The organism is Streptomyces sp. NPDC005494 (assembly GCF_042872025.1).
GTDB lineage: Bacteria > Actinomycetota > Actinomycetes > Streptomycetales > Streptomycetaceae > Streptomyces.
Map to the genome: position 1 here is coordinate 660,728 of NZ_JBIAJR010000001.1, position 13,822 is coordinate 674,549.

13 protein-coding genes are annotated in these 13,822 nt (G+C 71.4%); 11 read left to right on the plus strand and 2 right to left on the minus strand.

All coding sequences use genetic code 11. The features are described from left to right. Positions 1-190: 190 nt before the first annotated feature. From ACFYQ6_RS03045 to ACFYQ6_RS03055, 3 genes are read left to right on the plus strand one after another with little or no spacing between them, the layout of a single operon-like run. The gene (locus ACFYQ6_RS03045; RefSeq protein ID WP_388760089.1) at positions 191-2,401 is read left to right on the plus strand and encodes an MMPL family transporter; all 2,211 of its coding nucleotides are present in this window, start codon (positions 191-193) and stop codon (positions 2,399-2,401) included. Positions 2,402-2,405: 4 nt separating this feature from the next. Continuing rightward, positions 2,406-3,590 (plus strand): sensor histidine kinase, encoded by a 1,185-nt coding sequence (locus ACFYQ6_RS03050; RefSeq protein ID WP_388760092.1) that lies wholly within the window; start codon positions 2,406-2,408, stop codon positions 3,588-3,590. 1 nt (position 3,591) lies between these two features. Then, complete coding sequence (locus tag ACFYQ6_RS03055) at positions 3,592-4,248, plus strand: response regulator transcription factor (RefSeq protein ID WP_361570992.1); 657 nt, start codon at positions 3,592-3,594, stop codon at positions 4,246-4,248. 21 nt (positions 4,249-4,269) lie between these two features. Here ACFYQ6_RS03055 and ACFYQ6_RS03060 read toward each other — a convergent pair whose 3' ends face one another. Beyond that, positions 4,270-4,938 (minus strand): pirin family protein, encoded by a 669-nt coding sequence (locus ACFYQ6_RS03060; RefSeq protein ID WP_388760920.1) that lies wholly within the window; start codon positions 4,936-4,938, stop codon positions 4,270-4,272. An 81-nt stretch (positions 4,939-5,019) separates the two neighbouring features. Between ACFYQ6_RS03060 and ACFYQ6_RS03065 the strand changes: the two genes are divergently transcribed. From ACFYQ6_RS03065 to ACFYQ6_RS03090, 6 genes are all read left to right on the plus strand, one after another. Beyond that, positions 5,020-6,219: a helix-turn-helix domain-containing protein gene (locus ACFYQ6_RS03065; RefSeq protein WP_361570998.1), complete on the plus strand. Its 1,200-nt coding sequence runs from the start codon at positions 5,020-5,022 to the stop codon at positions 6,217-6,219. A gap of 89 nt (positions 6,220-6,308) precedes the next feature. Beyond that, the gene (locus ACFYQ6_RS03070) at positions 6,309-7,223 is read left to right on the plus strand and encodes an ACP S-malonyltransferase (protein ID WP_361572361.1); all 915 of its coding nucleotides are present in this window, start codon (positions 6,309-6,311) and stop codon (positions 7,221-7,223) included. Positions 7,224-7,236: 13 nt separating this feature from the next. Continuing rightward, positions 7,237-8,268 carry a ketoacyl-ACP synthase III gene (locus ACFYQ6_RS03075; RefSeq protein ID WP_361571001.1) on the plus strand — a complete coding sequence of 344 codons (1,032 nt, stop codon included), beginning with the start codon at positions 7,237-7,239 and terminating at the stop codon, positions 8,266-8,268. A 64-nt stretch (positions 8,269-8,332) separates the two neighbouring features. Further along, positions 8,333-8,581, plus strand: a complete 249-nt coding sequence (locus tag ACFYQ6_RS03080) for an acyl carrier protein (protein WP_014045780.1) — start codon at positions 8,333-8,335, stop codon at positions 8,579-8,581. Between the two features lie 79 nt (positions 8,582-8,660). Continuing rightward, entirely contained in the window at positions 8,661-9,923 is a 1,263-nt protein-coding gene (fabF, locus tag ACFYQ6_RS03085) for a beta-ketoacyl-ACP synthase II (RefSeq protein ID WP_361571004.1), read from the plus strand. A 192-nt stretch (positions 9,924-10,115) separates the two neighbouring features. Further along, positions 10,116-10,724, plus strand: coding sequence for a hypothetical protein (locus ACFYQ6_RS03090; RefSeq protein ID WP_388760098.1), 609 nt, complete (start codon positions 10,116-10,118; stop codon positions 10,722-10,724). Between the two features lie 256 nt (positions 10,725-10,980). On the opposite strand, the gene ACFYQ6_RS03095 is transcribed toward ACFYQ6_RS03090, so the two are convergent. Continuing rightward, positions 10,981-11,475: a DUF3145 domain-containing protein gene (locus ACFYQ6_RS03095; RefSeq protein ID WP_361571010.1), complete on the minus strand. Its 495-nt coding sequence runs from the start codon at positions 11,473-11,475 to the stop codon at positions 10,981-10,983. A 361-nt stretch (positions 11,476-11,836) separates the two neighbouring features. Here ACFYQ6_RS03095 and ACFYQ6_RS03100 point away from each other — a divergent pair, with 361 nt between their 5' ends. Both ACFYQ6_RS03100 and ACFYQ6_RS03105 read left to right on the plus strand, forming a co-directional pair. Beyond that, positions 11,837-12,751: a GDSL-type esterase/lipase family protein gene (locus ACFYQ6_RS03100; RefSeq protein WP_361571013.1), complete on the plus strand. Its 915-nt coding sequence runs from the start codon at positions 11,837-11,839 to the stop codon at positions 12,749-12,751. A gap of 5 nt (positions 12,752-12,756) precedes the next feature. Beyond that, positions 12,757-13,755, plus strand: coding sequence for an aldose epimerase family protein (locus tag ACFYQ6_RS03105; RefSeq protein ID WP_388760103.1), 999 nt, complete (start codon positions 12,757-12,759; stop codon positions 13,753-13,755). Positions 13,756-13,822: the final 67 nt, after the last annotated feature.

Consider the following 13,822-nt stretch of genomic DNA (forward strand, 5'->3'; position numbering starts at 1 on the left):
GTACGTCAGCCGCCGGGTCCTGGGCGGCGGCCCGCAGTCCCCTCATGTGCGGTGTCCGGCCGGGAAGGCCGTCGCCGGGCGGCCTTCCCGGCAGGGGCAGCCCGGCCCCCGTTGTCCACCGGTCGGTGGACAAGAGGTTCAACCGGCCGGGCGTGCCGCCCAAGTGCCCTCTCCGGCCAGGCTTTCGGGCATGAGACAACTCCACGTACGGATGGCCCGATGGAGCGCCCGGCACGCCGGGCGCGCGATAGCCGGATGGTTCGCGTTCGTCGTCCTGTGCCTCGCGGCCGGCATCACGGTCGGCACCCGGGAAGCCACCACCGGGGACTTCTGGGTCGGTGAGGCGGGACGCGCCGAGGCGATGGCGACCGAAGGAGGCCTGCAACGGGAACCCACCGAAAGGATCCTGATACGCGCCCGATCGGGTCAGCTGGACGTGGCCGAGGCCGAGAAGGCGGCCCAGGACGTGACCGGACGGATGCGCGCCCTGCCCGAGGTGAAGAGCGTCGCGGCTCCCGTCCGCTCCAAGGACGGCAAGGTCCTCCTGGTGTCGGTGGTGATGAACGGCCCGGAGCTGAAGGGCAAGCAGAACGTCGTACCGCTCCTGGAACAGACCGCCGAGGTGGGCAGGAGTCACCCGGGCGTGATCGTGGAGGAGACCGGCTCCCCGGCGATCAGCAAGGGTGTCAACGACCAGCGGGGGGAGGACCTGGCACTCTCCGAACGCATCAGTCTGCCCGTCACCGTGATCACACTGCTGGTCGTCTTCGGTTCGGTGATCATGGCGGGTGTTCCGCTGCTCCTGGCGCTCTCCTCGATCGCCGCGGCGATGGGGCTGTCCATGGTCGCCTCGCACGTGATGCCCGACTCCGGGGTCGGGATGAACCTCATCCTGCTGATCGGTCTGGCGGTGGGCGTCGACTACACGCTCTTCTACCTGAAGCGTGAACGCGAGGAGCGGGCCCGGGCGGGAGGCCGGCTCAGCCCGGAGGCCCTCGTCGAGCTGGCGGCGGCGACCGCGGGCCGGGCCATCGTCGTCTCCGGTCTCGCCGTCATCGTGTCCACGGCCACGCTGTACCTGGCCACCGACGTCATCTTCTCCTCGCTGGCGACCGGCACCATACTCGTCGTGGCCGTCGCCGTGGCCAGCTCGCTCACCGTGCTCCCCGCACTGCTGGTGAAGATCGGACGCCGGAGCGAGCGGCTGGCACCCCGCAGGGCCGCACGCCGGGCCGCGCGCGGCAAGCCGGTACGGGCCCCGAAGCCGGAGACCGGACGCGTGTTCACCGCCCTCCTGAAGCCCGCGCGGACCCGGCCCGTCCTCACCCTGTGCCTGTCGGTCCTCGTCATGCTCGGACTGGCCGCGCCCGCCCTCGGCCTGAAGCTCATCGACCCGGGCAAGGACACCTTCTCCCGCGACATCCCCGCCATGCGGGTCTACGACCGGCTGACCGGCAGCTTCCCCGAACTGCTCGTCAAGCACGAGGTCGTGACCCGCTCCGGCCCGGAGCACGCCGCCCGGGTGAGGCAGGCTCTGGAGGACCTCGGACATCGTGCCCAGGCCGATCCGCTGTTCGCCGAGGGGCCGGAACCTGCGGTGCGCACGTCGGCCGACGGCCGGATCAGTGTGCTGGAGCTCGCGGTCCCGCACCCCGCACCCTCCGCCGAGGCGATCGAGTCGCTGGCCCACCTCCGCCAGGACCACATCCCCGCGACGGTCGGCCGTCTGGGCGGCGTGGAGACGGGGGTGAGCGGAGACGTGGCGCGGGGCCGCGACTACGTGGCCCACGAGAGCGACAAACTGCCGCTGGTCATCGGGTTCCTGCTGCTGATGACCTTCCTGATGACCGTGTGGGCGTTCCGCTCGGTGGTCCTGGGTGTCATCGGCGTCGTACTCAACCTGCTGTCCGCCGGCGCCTCGCTCGGCCTGCTCGTCCTGGTCTTCCAGGGGACGTGGGCACAGGACCTGCTGGCCTTCGACAGCCTGGGCGCGATCGCGTCCCGGGTGCCTCTGTTCCTCGTGGTGATCCTGTTCGGGCTGTCCATGGACTACCAGGTGTTCGTCGTCAGCCGCATCCAGGAGGCCAGGCAGAACGGGATGTCCTCCAGGGAGGCGGTGCTGGAGGGTCTCAACCGGTCGGCCAAGGTGGTGACCAGCGCGGCGATCGTGATGGTGACGGTGTTCGGCGGGTTCGTGGCACTGCACCTCACCGAGATGAAGCAGATGGGCTTCTGCCTGGCGGCGGCCGTCCTGCTCGACGCCGTGATCATCCGGCTCATGGTCCTGCCGTCGGTCCTGCTGCTCCTCGGCGAGCGGGCGTGGTGGCCGCTCCGCCCCGCGCGGGGCAATCCGGGGCGGAGCGAGAGGCCTGCCACGGGGACCCTGACGGAAGTAGGCTGACGCGGTGTATCAACGGCCGCAGCCCGACATCGAGTTGACCGTACCCTCGCTGCACCGGTGGAACGCCGTCTTCTGGGTGCTGCTGGGCGTCGTACCGCCGGCCATCGCGGTCGCGGACGCACCGGGCGCGACCCGGTATCCGGTGCTGGCGCTGCTGGCCGTGCTCGCCCTGTCCTACGGCGCGGTGGGGCTGTTCCCCGGCAATCCCGTCCTGCGGCCCCGCCCGTACCTGTACGTCCTGGTCGCGGGCCTCGGCGCGATGTCGTACCTGCTCGACGGCAGCGCGGCCCTGTTCGTGGTGACGTTGCCCCACTTCTGGATCTACACCCCGAGCGCGCGTGCCGCGATCGCCCTCAGCGGCCTCGCCGCCGGTGCGGTGGTGGCCGGGAACCTCGTACGGCAGGGCTGGAGCGGTGAGTTCCTCACCGGCAACGTCGTCTTCACCCTGGTCGGTTACGCGGTGGGGCTGCTGGCCGGTCTGCTGATGCGCCGCATCGCGGGGGACGGCGAGGAGCGCGCCCGCCGGCTGCGGGCCGAACTGGAGGACGCCCGCGTCCGGTTGGCCGAGGCGCACCACCGTCAGGGGGTGGCGGACGAGCGGGAACGGCTCGCCCGGGAGATCCACGACACGCTCGCCCAGGGCTTCGCCTCCATCGTGGCGCTGGCGGAGGCGGCTCGGTCCGGCCTGGCCACCGAGCCCGCCAGGAGCGCGAAGCACCTGCTGGCGATCGAGAACACCGCCCGCGAGAACCTCGCGGAGGCACGTGTCCTCGTCGGTGCCGCCTCGGCCGGCGGCGTCACCCCCGGCTCGGTGGCGGCGGCCCTGCGCCGGACCCTGGACCGCTTCACCGAGGACACCGGGATCGACGTCACGGCCGAACTGCCGGACGTCACCTGCGACCAGCAGACCCGGATCGCCCTCCTGCGCTGCACCCAGGAGTCGCTCGCCAACGTACGCAAACACGCGGCGGCCTCCACCGTGGAGGTGGTCCTCACCGAGCGTCCGTACGCGGTGGAACTGGAGATCACCGATGACGGCCGCGGTTTCGTGACCGAGGACTCGCACGGCTTCGGGCTGAACGGCATGCGCAAGCGCCTCGCCGAGCTCGGCGGCGAGCTCGACGTCACCAGTTCGGTCGGCGACGGCACCCGCGTCCTGGCCATGATTCCCACCGGCGGACAGGTCTGACATGACGAACGGCAGCACGGCACGGAACAGACTGCGCGTCGTCGTGGCGGACGACCACACGGTGATGCGCGCCGGGGTCGTCGCCCTGCTGGCCGACGAACCCACCATCGAGATCGTCGGCGAGGCGGAGGACGGCCGGGCGGCGGTCGGGCTCGTCGAACGGCTGGAGCCCGACGTGGCACTGATGGACCTGCGGATGCCCGTCCTCGACGGGACGAGTGCCACCGCGGAGATCGTCGGCGGGCCCGCACGGACCCGGGTGCTGATCCTGACCACGTACGAGACCGACGCGGAGATCGAGCGTGCCGTCGAGGCCGGGGCCATCGGCTACCTGCTCAAGGACGCCACCCGCGAGCAGCTGGTGGACGCCGTCCACTCCGCGTCCCGCGGCGAGACCGTCCTGGCCCCGCGTGTCGCGGCCCGGCTGGTGGCCCGGATGCGCAGGCCCGCCCCGGTGGCCCTGACGAGGCGGGAGGTGGACGTGCTGGGCGCGGTCGCGGACGGGCTGTCGAACGTGGAGATCGGCCGGCGGCTGGTCATCACCGAGGCCACGGTGAAGACGCACCTGCTGCGCGTGTTCGCCAAGCTCGACGTCAGCGACCGCACGCACGCCGTGGTCAAGGCGCTCGAACTGGGTCTGCTGGAGAGGCGGCGGTGAACCGTGCCACCGGCCGCCGCCTCACATCGCGCCCAGCTCCCACATCAGCACCTCGGTGTCCCGCAGCGCCATCAGCTCCAGGCCGCCGGCCTCCGTGATCCGCGCCGAGTCCCCCGCCCCCAGCACTTCCCCCTCGAGGCGCACCTCGCCCCGCACGACGTGGACGTAGACGCCCGCCGCGTCCGGCACGCCGATGCGCTCGCCCCCGGTCCCCCGGCGCACGTGCAGCATCGCGGCGGCCTCGGGCAGGGCGTAAGGGGCGGAGCCGGCTGTCCCGGCGACGTGGGTGTACGAGGGTTCCCCGCCGGGCTCCAGCGGGGCCAGCCACATCTGGACGAAGGTGAGCGGCCGGTCCCCGTCGTTGCGCTCGGCGTGCCGCACCCCGGCCGCCGAACTGAGGTGCTGGAGGTCACCTGCGCGTACGACGGTGGCGTGGCCGGCCGAGTCGCGGTGGGTGAGCTCGCCCTCCACCACCCAGGTGACGATCTCCGTGTGGCTGTGTGGATGCTCGTCGAAGCCGGCGCCGGGGGCGAGGCGCTCCTCGTTGCAGGCGAGGATCGGCCCGAAGCGCAGATTGTCCGGGTCGTAGAACCGCCCGAAGGAGAATGCGTGCAGCGTCTCGATGCCCGCGGAGTCACCCGTGGCCGGGTCCCCGCCGCGGAAGCGGTCGCCGGAGCGGCGTACGTCCATCACGCCCACACGGTATCTCCGTCGGGCGACCTGCCGCCCCACCCCTCCGGGCACCTGCCCGGATAAGGCAGTCTTGTGTCCGTGCCCCGACCCGATCCTGAGCAGCCCGCCACGCATGCCGCCCACCTCCACGCCGCGACCCTGAAACGGCTGGAGCAGTCCTCCGGCCGGCTGGCCGCCAACGCCATCGCACGTATGGACGAGACGCTGCCGTGGTACCGGGCCATGCCACCGGAGAACCGGTCCTGGATCGGCCTGGTCGCCCAGGCCGGTATCGCCGCGTTCACCGAGTGGTTCCGCTACCCGGAGACACCGCAGGCGATCTCCACCGACGTGTTCGGCACGGCTCCGCGCGAGCTGACGAGGGCGATCACCCTGCGGCAGACCGTCGAGATGGTGCGTACGACGATCGAGGTCATGGAAGCCGCGATCGAGGAGGTCGCGGCGCCGGGCGACGAGTCGGTGCTGCGCGAGGCGCTGCTCGTCTACGCGCGCGAGATCGCCTTCGCGACCGCGCAGGTCTACGCGCAGGCCGCCGAGGCCCGGGGCGCGTGGGACGCCCGCCTGGAGTCGCTCGTGGTGAACGCGGTGCTCTCGGGCGAGGCCGACGAGGGCGCCGTCTCCCGGGCCGCCGCGCTCGGCTGGAACTCCCCCGAACATGTGTGCGTCGTGCTCGGCACGGCTCCCGACGGGGACAGCGAGCTCACCGTGGAGGCCATCCGGCGGGCAGCCAGACACGCAAAACTCCAGGTGCTGACCGGGGTCCTCGGCCACCGTCTGGTGGTGATCGCAGGGGGCAGCGACAACCCCCTGAACGTCGCGAAGTCGCTGATCGGACCGTATGCGGCCGGCCCCGTCGTCGCCGGCCCCGTGGTCCCGGACCTGCTGGCTGCCACCCGGTCCGCGCAGGCCGCCGCGGCCGGTCTCAGAGCTTGCTCGGCGTGGCAGGACGCTCCGCGCCCCGTACTGTCGGACGATCTCCTTCCTGAGCGCGCGATGGCCGGCGACCCTGCCGCGCGCGATCAGCTGGTGGAGGAGATCTACAGACCGCTCGAAGAAGCGGGTTCGGCACTTCTGGAGACGCTGAGTGTGTATCTGGAGCAGGCGAGCAGCCTCGAGGGCGCGGCCCGGATGCTTTTCGTGCACCCCAATACCGTGCGCTACCGGCTGCGACGTGTGACCGACGTCACCGGATGGTCACCTTCCGACGTCCGTTCCGCGTTCACGCTGCGGATCGCCCTCATCCTGGGGCGCTTGGCCGCGGGTGACACCCAGTCCTAGACTTTTGTCGAACTTCAACAATTCCCCTGACGGTTCTTCGTCCCTGTCCCCACGGGCGTTCAGGGCCGTCCACAAGAGAGAGTGTGAGGGTGCTCGTACTCGTCGCTCCCGGCCAAGGCGCTCAGACGCCCGGCTTCCTGACTCCCTGGCTCGAACTCCCCGGTGCCGCAGACCGCGTCGCGGGATGGTCCGACGCCATCGGGCTCGACCTTGCCCACTACGGCACGAAGGCCGACGCGGACGAGATCCGCGACACGGCGGTGGCGCAGCCGCTGCTGGTCGCCGCGGGTCTCCTCTCGGCCACCGCCCTGGACGCCTCACCCGCCGTCGTCGCGGGCCACAGCGTCGGTGAGATCACCGCTGCCGCCCTCGCCGGCGTCATCGGTCACGAGGCCGCGCTGCGCTTCGTCCGTACCCGGGGGCTCGGCATGGCCGAGGCCGCCGCGGTCACGGAGACGGGCATGGCCGCGCTCCTCGGCGGGGACCCCGAGGTCACCGTCCCGCACCTGGAGAAACTGGGGCTCACCCCGGCCAACGTCAACGGGGGCGGCCAGATCGTCGCCGCCGGCACCGCGGCACAGATCGCCGCGCTGACCGAGGACATGCCGGAGGGCGTGCGCCGCGTGGTGGCGCTCAAGGTCGCAGGCGCCTTCCACACGCACCACATGGCCCCGGCCGTGGAGAAGCTGCGTGCCGCCGCCACCGAGCTGACCGTCACCGACCCGAAGGTGACGTACGTGTCGAACGCCGACGGCAGAACGGTCGCCGACGGCGACGAGGTCATCTCGCGGCTCGTCGGCCAGGTCGCCAACCCGGTCCGCTGGGACCTGTGCATGGAGACCTTCAAGGAGCTCGGCGTCACGGCCCTCATCGAGGCCGCGCCCGGTGGCACCCTCGTCGGGCTCGCCAAGCGCGCGCTGCCCGGTGTGCGGACCCTCGCGCTCAAGACCCCCGACGACCTAGACGCGGCCCGCGCGCTCATCTCCGAGCACGCAGGCGCCTGAGGAGCCCGAGAGCATGTCGAAGATCAAGCCCAGCAAGGGCGCCCCGTACGCACGGATCATCGGTGTCGGCGGTTACCGCCCGACCCGTATCGTGCCCAACGAGGTGATCCTCGAGACGATCGACTCGTCCGACGAGTGGATCCGCTCCCGTTCCGGCATCGCCACCCGCCACTGGGCCTCCGACGAGGAGACCGTGTCGATGATGTCGGTGGAGGCCTCCGGCAAGGCGATCGCGGACGCCGGGATCACCCCTGAGCAGATCGGCGGAGTCATCGTCTCCACCGTCTCGCACTTCAAGCAGACCCCCGCCGTCGCGACGGACATCGCGCACCGGATCGGCGCGGGCAAGCCCGCCGCCTTCGACATCTCCGCCGGCTGCGCGGGCTTCGGCTACGGCCTCACGCTCGCCAAGGGCATGATCGTCGAGGGCTCGGCGGAGTACGTACTTGTCATCGGTGTCGAGCGGCTCAGCGACCTCACCGACCTGGAGGACCGCGCGACGGCCTTCCTGTTCGGTGACGGCGCGGGCGCCGTCGTCGTCGGCCCGTCGCAGGAGCCGAACATCGGCCCCACGGTCTGGGGCTCCGAGGGCGACAAGTCGGAGACGATCAAGCAGACCGTCGCGTGGAACGACTTCCACATCGGCGACGTCGCGAATCTGCCGCTCAACGAGCGGGGCGAGGTCAAGTTCCCGGCCATCACGCAGGAGGGCCAGGCGGTCTTCCGCTGGGCCGTCTTCGAGATGGCGAAGGTCGCCCAGCAGGCGCTGGAAGCGGCCGGGATCGCCCCGGAAGACCTGGATGTCTTCATTCCGCACCAGGCCAACATGCGGATCATCGACTCGATGGTGAAGACGCTCAAGCTGCCGGAGCACGTCACGGTCGCGCGTGACGTGGAAACCACCGGCAACACGTCGGCCGCCTCGATTCCGCTCGCGATGGAGCGGCTCCTGGCGACCGGCCAGGCCAAGAGCGGCGACACGGCGCTCATCATCGGCTTCGGGGCGGGTCTCGTCTACGCCGCGACGGTCGTTACCCTCCCCTAGGCACACCGGACCTTTCGGTCCGGACGCCCGAACCCCTGCAGAAACACATCGAAGGAGCGCCAACATGGCCGCCACTCAGGAAGAGATCGTCACCGGTCTCGCCGAGATCGTCAACGAGATCGCCGGTATCCCGGTCGAGGACGTCCAGCTGGACAAGTCCTTCACCGACGACCTGGACGTCGACTCGCTGTCCATGGTCGAGGTCGTCGTCGCCGCCGAGGAGCGCTTCGACGTCAAGATCCCCGACGAGGACGTCAAGAACCTCAAGACGGTCGGCGACGCCGCCGACTACATCCTGAAGCACCAGGGCTGATCCCAGCCCGTCCCGTGTGTCGCCACCCGGCGGTGGCGCCGCTGATTCACGACCCTCTACACGTGGAGAAGATTTTCCAGTGAGCCCGACCAATCGCACCGTGGTCGTCACCGGTATCGGCGCAACCACTCCGCTGGGTGGCGACTCCGCATCGACCTGGGAAGGTCTGATGGCCGGCCGTTCCGGCGTCAAGCCTCTCGAGGGCGAACGTTTCGCCGAACTGCCCGTCCGGATCGCCGCCCTCGCGGCCGTCGACCCCGGCGAGGTTCTCCCCCGTCCGCTCGCCCGCAAGCTGGACCGCTCGGCGCAGTTCGCGCTGATCGCCGCTCGCGAGGCGTGGGCCGACGCGGGCTTCACCGGCAAGGCCGGTGAGGACGACAAGATCCAGCCCGAGCGTCTGGGTTCGGTCATCGCCTCCGGCATCGGCGGCGTGATCACCCTGCTCGACCAGTACGACGTGCTCAAGGAGAAGGGCGTACGCCGCGTCTCCCCGCACACCGTTCCCATGCTCATGCCCAACGGCCCGGCGGCCAACGTCGGCCTGGAGGTCAACGCCCAGGCCGGTGTCCACACCCCGGTCTCCGCCTGCGCGTCGGGTGCCGAGGCCATCGGTTACGCCGTCGAGATGATCCGCACCGGCCGTGCCGACGTGGTCGTCGCCGGTGGCACCGAGGCGGCCATCCACCCGCTCCCGATCGCCGCCTTCGCCAACATGATGGCGATGTCCAAGAGCAACGACGAGCCCGAGAAGGCCTCGCGTCCGTACGACACGGGCCGCGACGGCTTCGTCCTCGGTGAGGGCGCGGGCGTCGTCATCCTGGAGTCGGCCGAGCACGCCGCCGCCCGGGGCGCCAGGGTCTACTGCGAGGTGCTGGGCCAGGGTCTGTCCGCCGACGCCCACCACATCGCGCAGCCCGAGCCCACGGGGCGCGGCATCGCCGCCGCGATGCAGAACCTGCTGGACTCCACGGATCTCAAGCCGTCGGAGGTCGTGCACCTGAACGCGCACGCCACGTCCACCCCGCAGGGTGACATCGCCGAGATCAAGGCGCTGCGTGCCGTGCTCGGCGACGACCTGGACCACGTCGCGATCTCTGCCACGAAGTCCATGACGGGTCACCTCCTCGGTGGCGCGGGCGGTATCGAGACCGTGGCGACCGTGCTGGCCCTGCACCACCGGACGGCCCCGCCGACCATCAACGTCGACGACCTCGACGAGGCGATCGAGGCCGACGTCGTGCGCGGTGAGCCGCGTGCGCTGCCGGAGGGTTCGATCGCCGCGATCAACAACTCGTTCGGCTTCGGCGGTCACAACGTCGTGCTGGCGTTCCGTTCGGTCTGACCCGAGCCCTTCGCAGAGGCCCGCTTCCCGTACCGGGAGGCGGGCCTCCCGCATGCGGGCGTACCGCTCCCGGGGGGCGACGGCACGACGGCGCCGCCGCGTAGGGGAAGCTGACGGGCGGTCACCCGGGGCGCGCCTGGCGGCCTCGCCGCCTCCGCGCCCCTCGGCCCGTTCGTCCGACGAGGGAGAGAGATGCACACGACGATCAGCCCGTTCACGCTCACCTACGTGAAGGCCGGACGGCAGGCCGCGCCCGAGCAGTCGGGCTGGCAGGGGACCTCCCCCGAGTTCGGCGAGATCCGGGTGGTGCACCCCGCCGACCGGGAGACGCACGCGTTGGTCGCGGAGGTGCGCGGGGGCCTGATACCCACGGCCGTGTACGAGACGCGCGGGCTGCACACGGACGTCGTCTCGCTGCCGACCGTGAACGGTTCGACGCTCCGTGTCGGTGACGGGCTCGTGCGGATGAGCCGGAACCGGTGGGCGCTCACCCACCGGGGCCGGTCCCTTCGCCTGACGTATCTGGGTGACCGTTACAGGCTGAAGGCGATCAACCGCCGGGCGTACGAGTTGTCGCGGCGGGCGGATTCCGAGGACCCCGGGGCCGTCGTCACGGTGCGGCGGTCGGGCATCGGGAGCGGCCGGAAGGTCACCGTGCGAGCGGCGGGCCGGGTCCTGCCGGCCGACATCACCCTCGCGGTCCTCTTCACCGCGGTCGACCGATCCGTGCTGACGCGGCGTGGAGCCGTGCGGGCAGGGTTCGCGAGGCTCTTCGGCTTCTGGGCCGAGGTCCAGGCCTGACGTCCGCGAGGCTCTTCGGCTTCCGGGCCGAGGTCCAGGCCTGACGTCCGCGAGGCTCTTCGGCTTCCGGGCCGAGGTCCAGGCCTGACCTCCCCGCCGCGGGGGCGGGGGCAGTGTCTCGTGTGGCGCTCACGGCTCCGGGTGGGCGGTGCGGCGGCCGGAGACGCAGAGCCGTCACCCGGCAGCACGTCCCGCCACCCAGGGAGGGGAACGTTTCTGCTCAAGCGGGGCAGGCGGTCGAGCCGTACCGTGCCTCTCAGACCACCTGGTGCAGCCACCGCACGGGCGCACCCTCGCCGGCGTGGCGGAAGGACTCCAGCTCGTCGTCCCACGGCTTGCCCAGGAGCTTGGCCACCTCGGCCTCCAGGTCCGTCTCGCCGCGCAGCGACCGTGCCAGCGCCGCCCTCAGCCGGTCCTCCGGCACGAGGATGTCGCCGTGCATGCCGGTCACGGCGTGGAAGATACCCAGGCCGGGCGTCGAGCTGTACCGCTCGCCCTCCGCCGTGGGGCACGGCTCGGCGGTCACCTCGAAGCGCAGCAGGTCCCAGCCGCGGAGGGCCGAGGCCAGCTCCGAGGCCGTGCCTGCCCGGCCTTTCCAGGAGAATTCGGACCGCCAGGTGCTGGGCGCGGCCGGCTGTCTGATCCAGTCGAGCTGGACCCGCACACCGAGTACACCCGCCACCGCCCATTCGACATGCGGGCAGAGCGCGCGCGGTGCGGAGTGAACGTACAGAACTCCACGTGTCGTCACCGGGACCTCCAGTGTGGGACGAGGTTCGCCTTCCCCAGCGGCCTCGCGCCCGTACCGTCTCTTCCCGGACGGCTCCCGAGGTCGTCATCAGTAAACAGCATCGGGAGTGAATCTCCTGAAAAGGGACAGTATGTGACGTGAGAGAACTTACCGGACCCGCTGTTTCGTCGCGGACCGGCCGGGCGCCACTGGTTCGACGGGGAAAAGCTACCGTGCGCCGGGGCCGGTTGTGTGACGTACGGTCGGTCCTGGGCCCATGATTCGCACACCATTCACCCGCGAGGGCGCCAAGGCCCGCCACCTGGGGCTGTCCGGTTGTGCCAGAGGCACAATCACCCGTGTGACCGGAGGGGAATCAGGGATGCCTGAGAGTTCGTCACGCCGTCGCGCCCGGGGCGCGGCAACCACTCTGACGGCGGTCGTGTCCGTCGCCGCCGTCGCACTCACGGGCTGCGGCGCGGGCCAGGACGGGACCGCGCGGAGCACCGCGTCCCCCCGGAGCCCTTCCCCGTCCCCGACACCCTCGTGGGATGCGAGCCCGGCCTCGCTGGCCGCCGTCGGGGACTCCATCACCCGGGGCTTCGACGCCTGCTCGATCCTGGCGGACTGTCCCGAGGTGTCCTGGGCGACGGGCTCCGACGCGAGCGTGCGGAGCCTCGCCGTGCGCCTCCTCGGGGCGTCGAAAGCCGCCACGCACAGCTCGAACCACGCCGTGTCGGGCGCCAGGATGGCCCAGCTGCCCGAGCAGATGGCCCTGGCGGCGAAGGAGAAGCCGGAACTGGTCACGGTGATGATCGGCGCGAACGACGCCTGCCGGGACTCGGTGGACCTGATGACTCCGGTGTCCGGCTTCCGGTCCTCCTTCGAGGCGTCGATGCGGCAGCTGCGCGCCGGTGCCCCGAAGGCGCAGGTGTACGTGTCGAGCGTGCCGGACCTCAAGCGGCTCTGGTCGACGGGGCGCGAGAACCCGCTGGGCAAGCAGATCTGGAAGCTGGGCATCTGCCGGTCGATGCTGGGGGACGCGGACGACATGGGAGCGGCGGCCGTCGCCCGGCGCGAGGCGGTGCGGGAGCGTGTCGTCGCGTACAACGAGGTGCTGCGGGACGTCTGCGCGGAGGACGAGCGCTGCCGCTACGACGGCGGGGCGGTCTTCGACTACCGCTTCACCGGGGCGCAGCTCAGCGAGTGGGACTGGTTCCATCCGGGGCGCGACGGCCAGGCCAGGCTGGCGGAGATCGCTCACCGCAATGTCACCGCGGCCGGCCCACCGGCGTAAAGTCCTTGATCGTGACGACGGGTACAGCGGTACGCAGCGAAGACTTCTCCACCCTCACGGACGGCACTCCGGTCCGCCGCTGGACCCTGGAGCGCGGGGGCACGCGGGTGCGGGTGCTGACGTACGGCGCCGTGGTGCAGTCGGTGGAGGTGCCCGGCAGGGACGGTTCCCGCGCCGAGGTGGCCCTGGGGCTGCCGGACGTGAAGGGCTACGAGACGCACACGGGCCCCTACTTCGGCGCCGTGGTCGGCCGGTACGCCAACCGGATCGGGGGCGGCTCCTTCGTCCTGGACGGCCGCAGGCACGAGGTGACGCGCAACGAGGGCCGCAACACGCTGCACGGCGGGGAGCGCGGCTTCGACAAGCGCGTGTGGGACGCCGAGGAGCTGCCGGACGGCGTACTGCTCTCCCTGGTCGCTGAGGACGGCGAGGAGGGCTTCCCGGGGCGGCTGGAGGTCTCGGTGGCGTACACCCTGGACGAGGACGGGGCGCTGCGCATCGGCTACCGGGCCACCACGGACGCGCCGACCGTGGTGAACCTGACGAACCACACGTACTGGAACCTGGCCGGGGCGGACAGCGGGAGCGCGCTCGGGCACGAACTGCGGCTCGCGGCCGGGCGGATCACCCCGTCGGACGAGGAGGCGATCCCGACGGGCGTGTTCGCACCCGTGGAGGGGACCCGGTTCGACTTCCGGGAGGCGAAGCCGGTGGGCCCGGGCTACGACGCCAACTACGTCCTGGACGAGACGGGCGGCGAGCCGGTGGCCGAGCTCCACGACCCGGCATCGGGGCGGGTACTGACGGTCCGTACGACGGAGCCGGGTCTGCAGCTGTACACCGCGGACCATCTCGGCGGGGGCCCGTTCGAGCCGTGCGCGGGGATCGCGCTGGAGACGCAGCACTTCCCGGACTCCCCGAACCGTCCGGAGTTCCCGAACACGGCGCTGCGTCCGGGCGAGGAGTTCACCTCGACGACGGTGTACGGCTTCTCCGTGCGCTGAGGCCCTGCCAGGGGCGGCGTCAACAGGGGTGGACCAAGGTCGCCACCGGGTGAGTCAGGGTGGTGGG

Bases quoted from the DNA above. Each gene is read 5' to 3' on its own strand.
- ACFYQ6_RS03045 (WP_388760089.1), top strand. From the start codon at position 191: ATGAGACAACTCCACGTACGGATGGCCCGATGGAGCGCCCGGCACGCC.
- ACFYQ6_RS03055 (WP_361570992.1), top strand. From the start codon at position 3,592: ATGACGAACGGCAGCACGGCACGGAACAGACTGCGCGTCGTCGTGGCG.
- ACFYQ6_RS03060 (WP_388760920.1), bottom strand. From the start codon at position 4,938: ATGGACGTACGCCGCTCCGGCGACCGCTTCCGCGGCGGGGACCCGGCC.
- ACFYQ6_RS03075 (WP_361571001.1), top strand. From the start codon at position 7,237: ATGTCGAAGATCAAGCCCAGCAAGGGCGCCCCGTACGCACGGATCATC.
- ACFYQ6_RS03080 (WP_014045780.1), top strand. From the start codon at position 8,333: ATGGCCGCCACTCAGGAAGAGATCGTCACCGGTCTCGCCGAGATCGTC.
- ACFYQ6_RS03090 (WP_388760098.1), top strand. From the start codon at position 10,116: ATGCACACGACGATCAGCCCGTTCACGCTCACCTACGTGAAGGCCGGA.
- ACFYQ6_RS03100 (WP_361571013.1), top strand. From the start codon at position 11,837: ATGCCTGAGAGTTCGTCACGCCGTCGCGCCCGGGGCGCGGCAACCACT.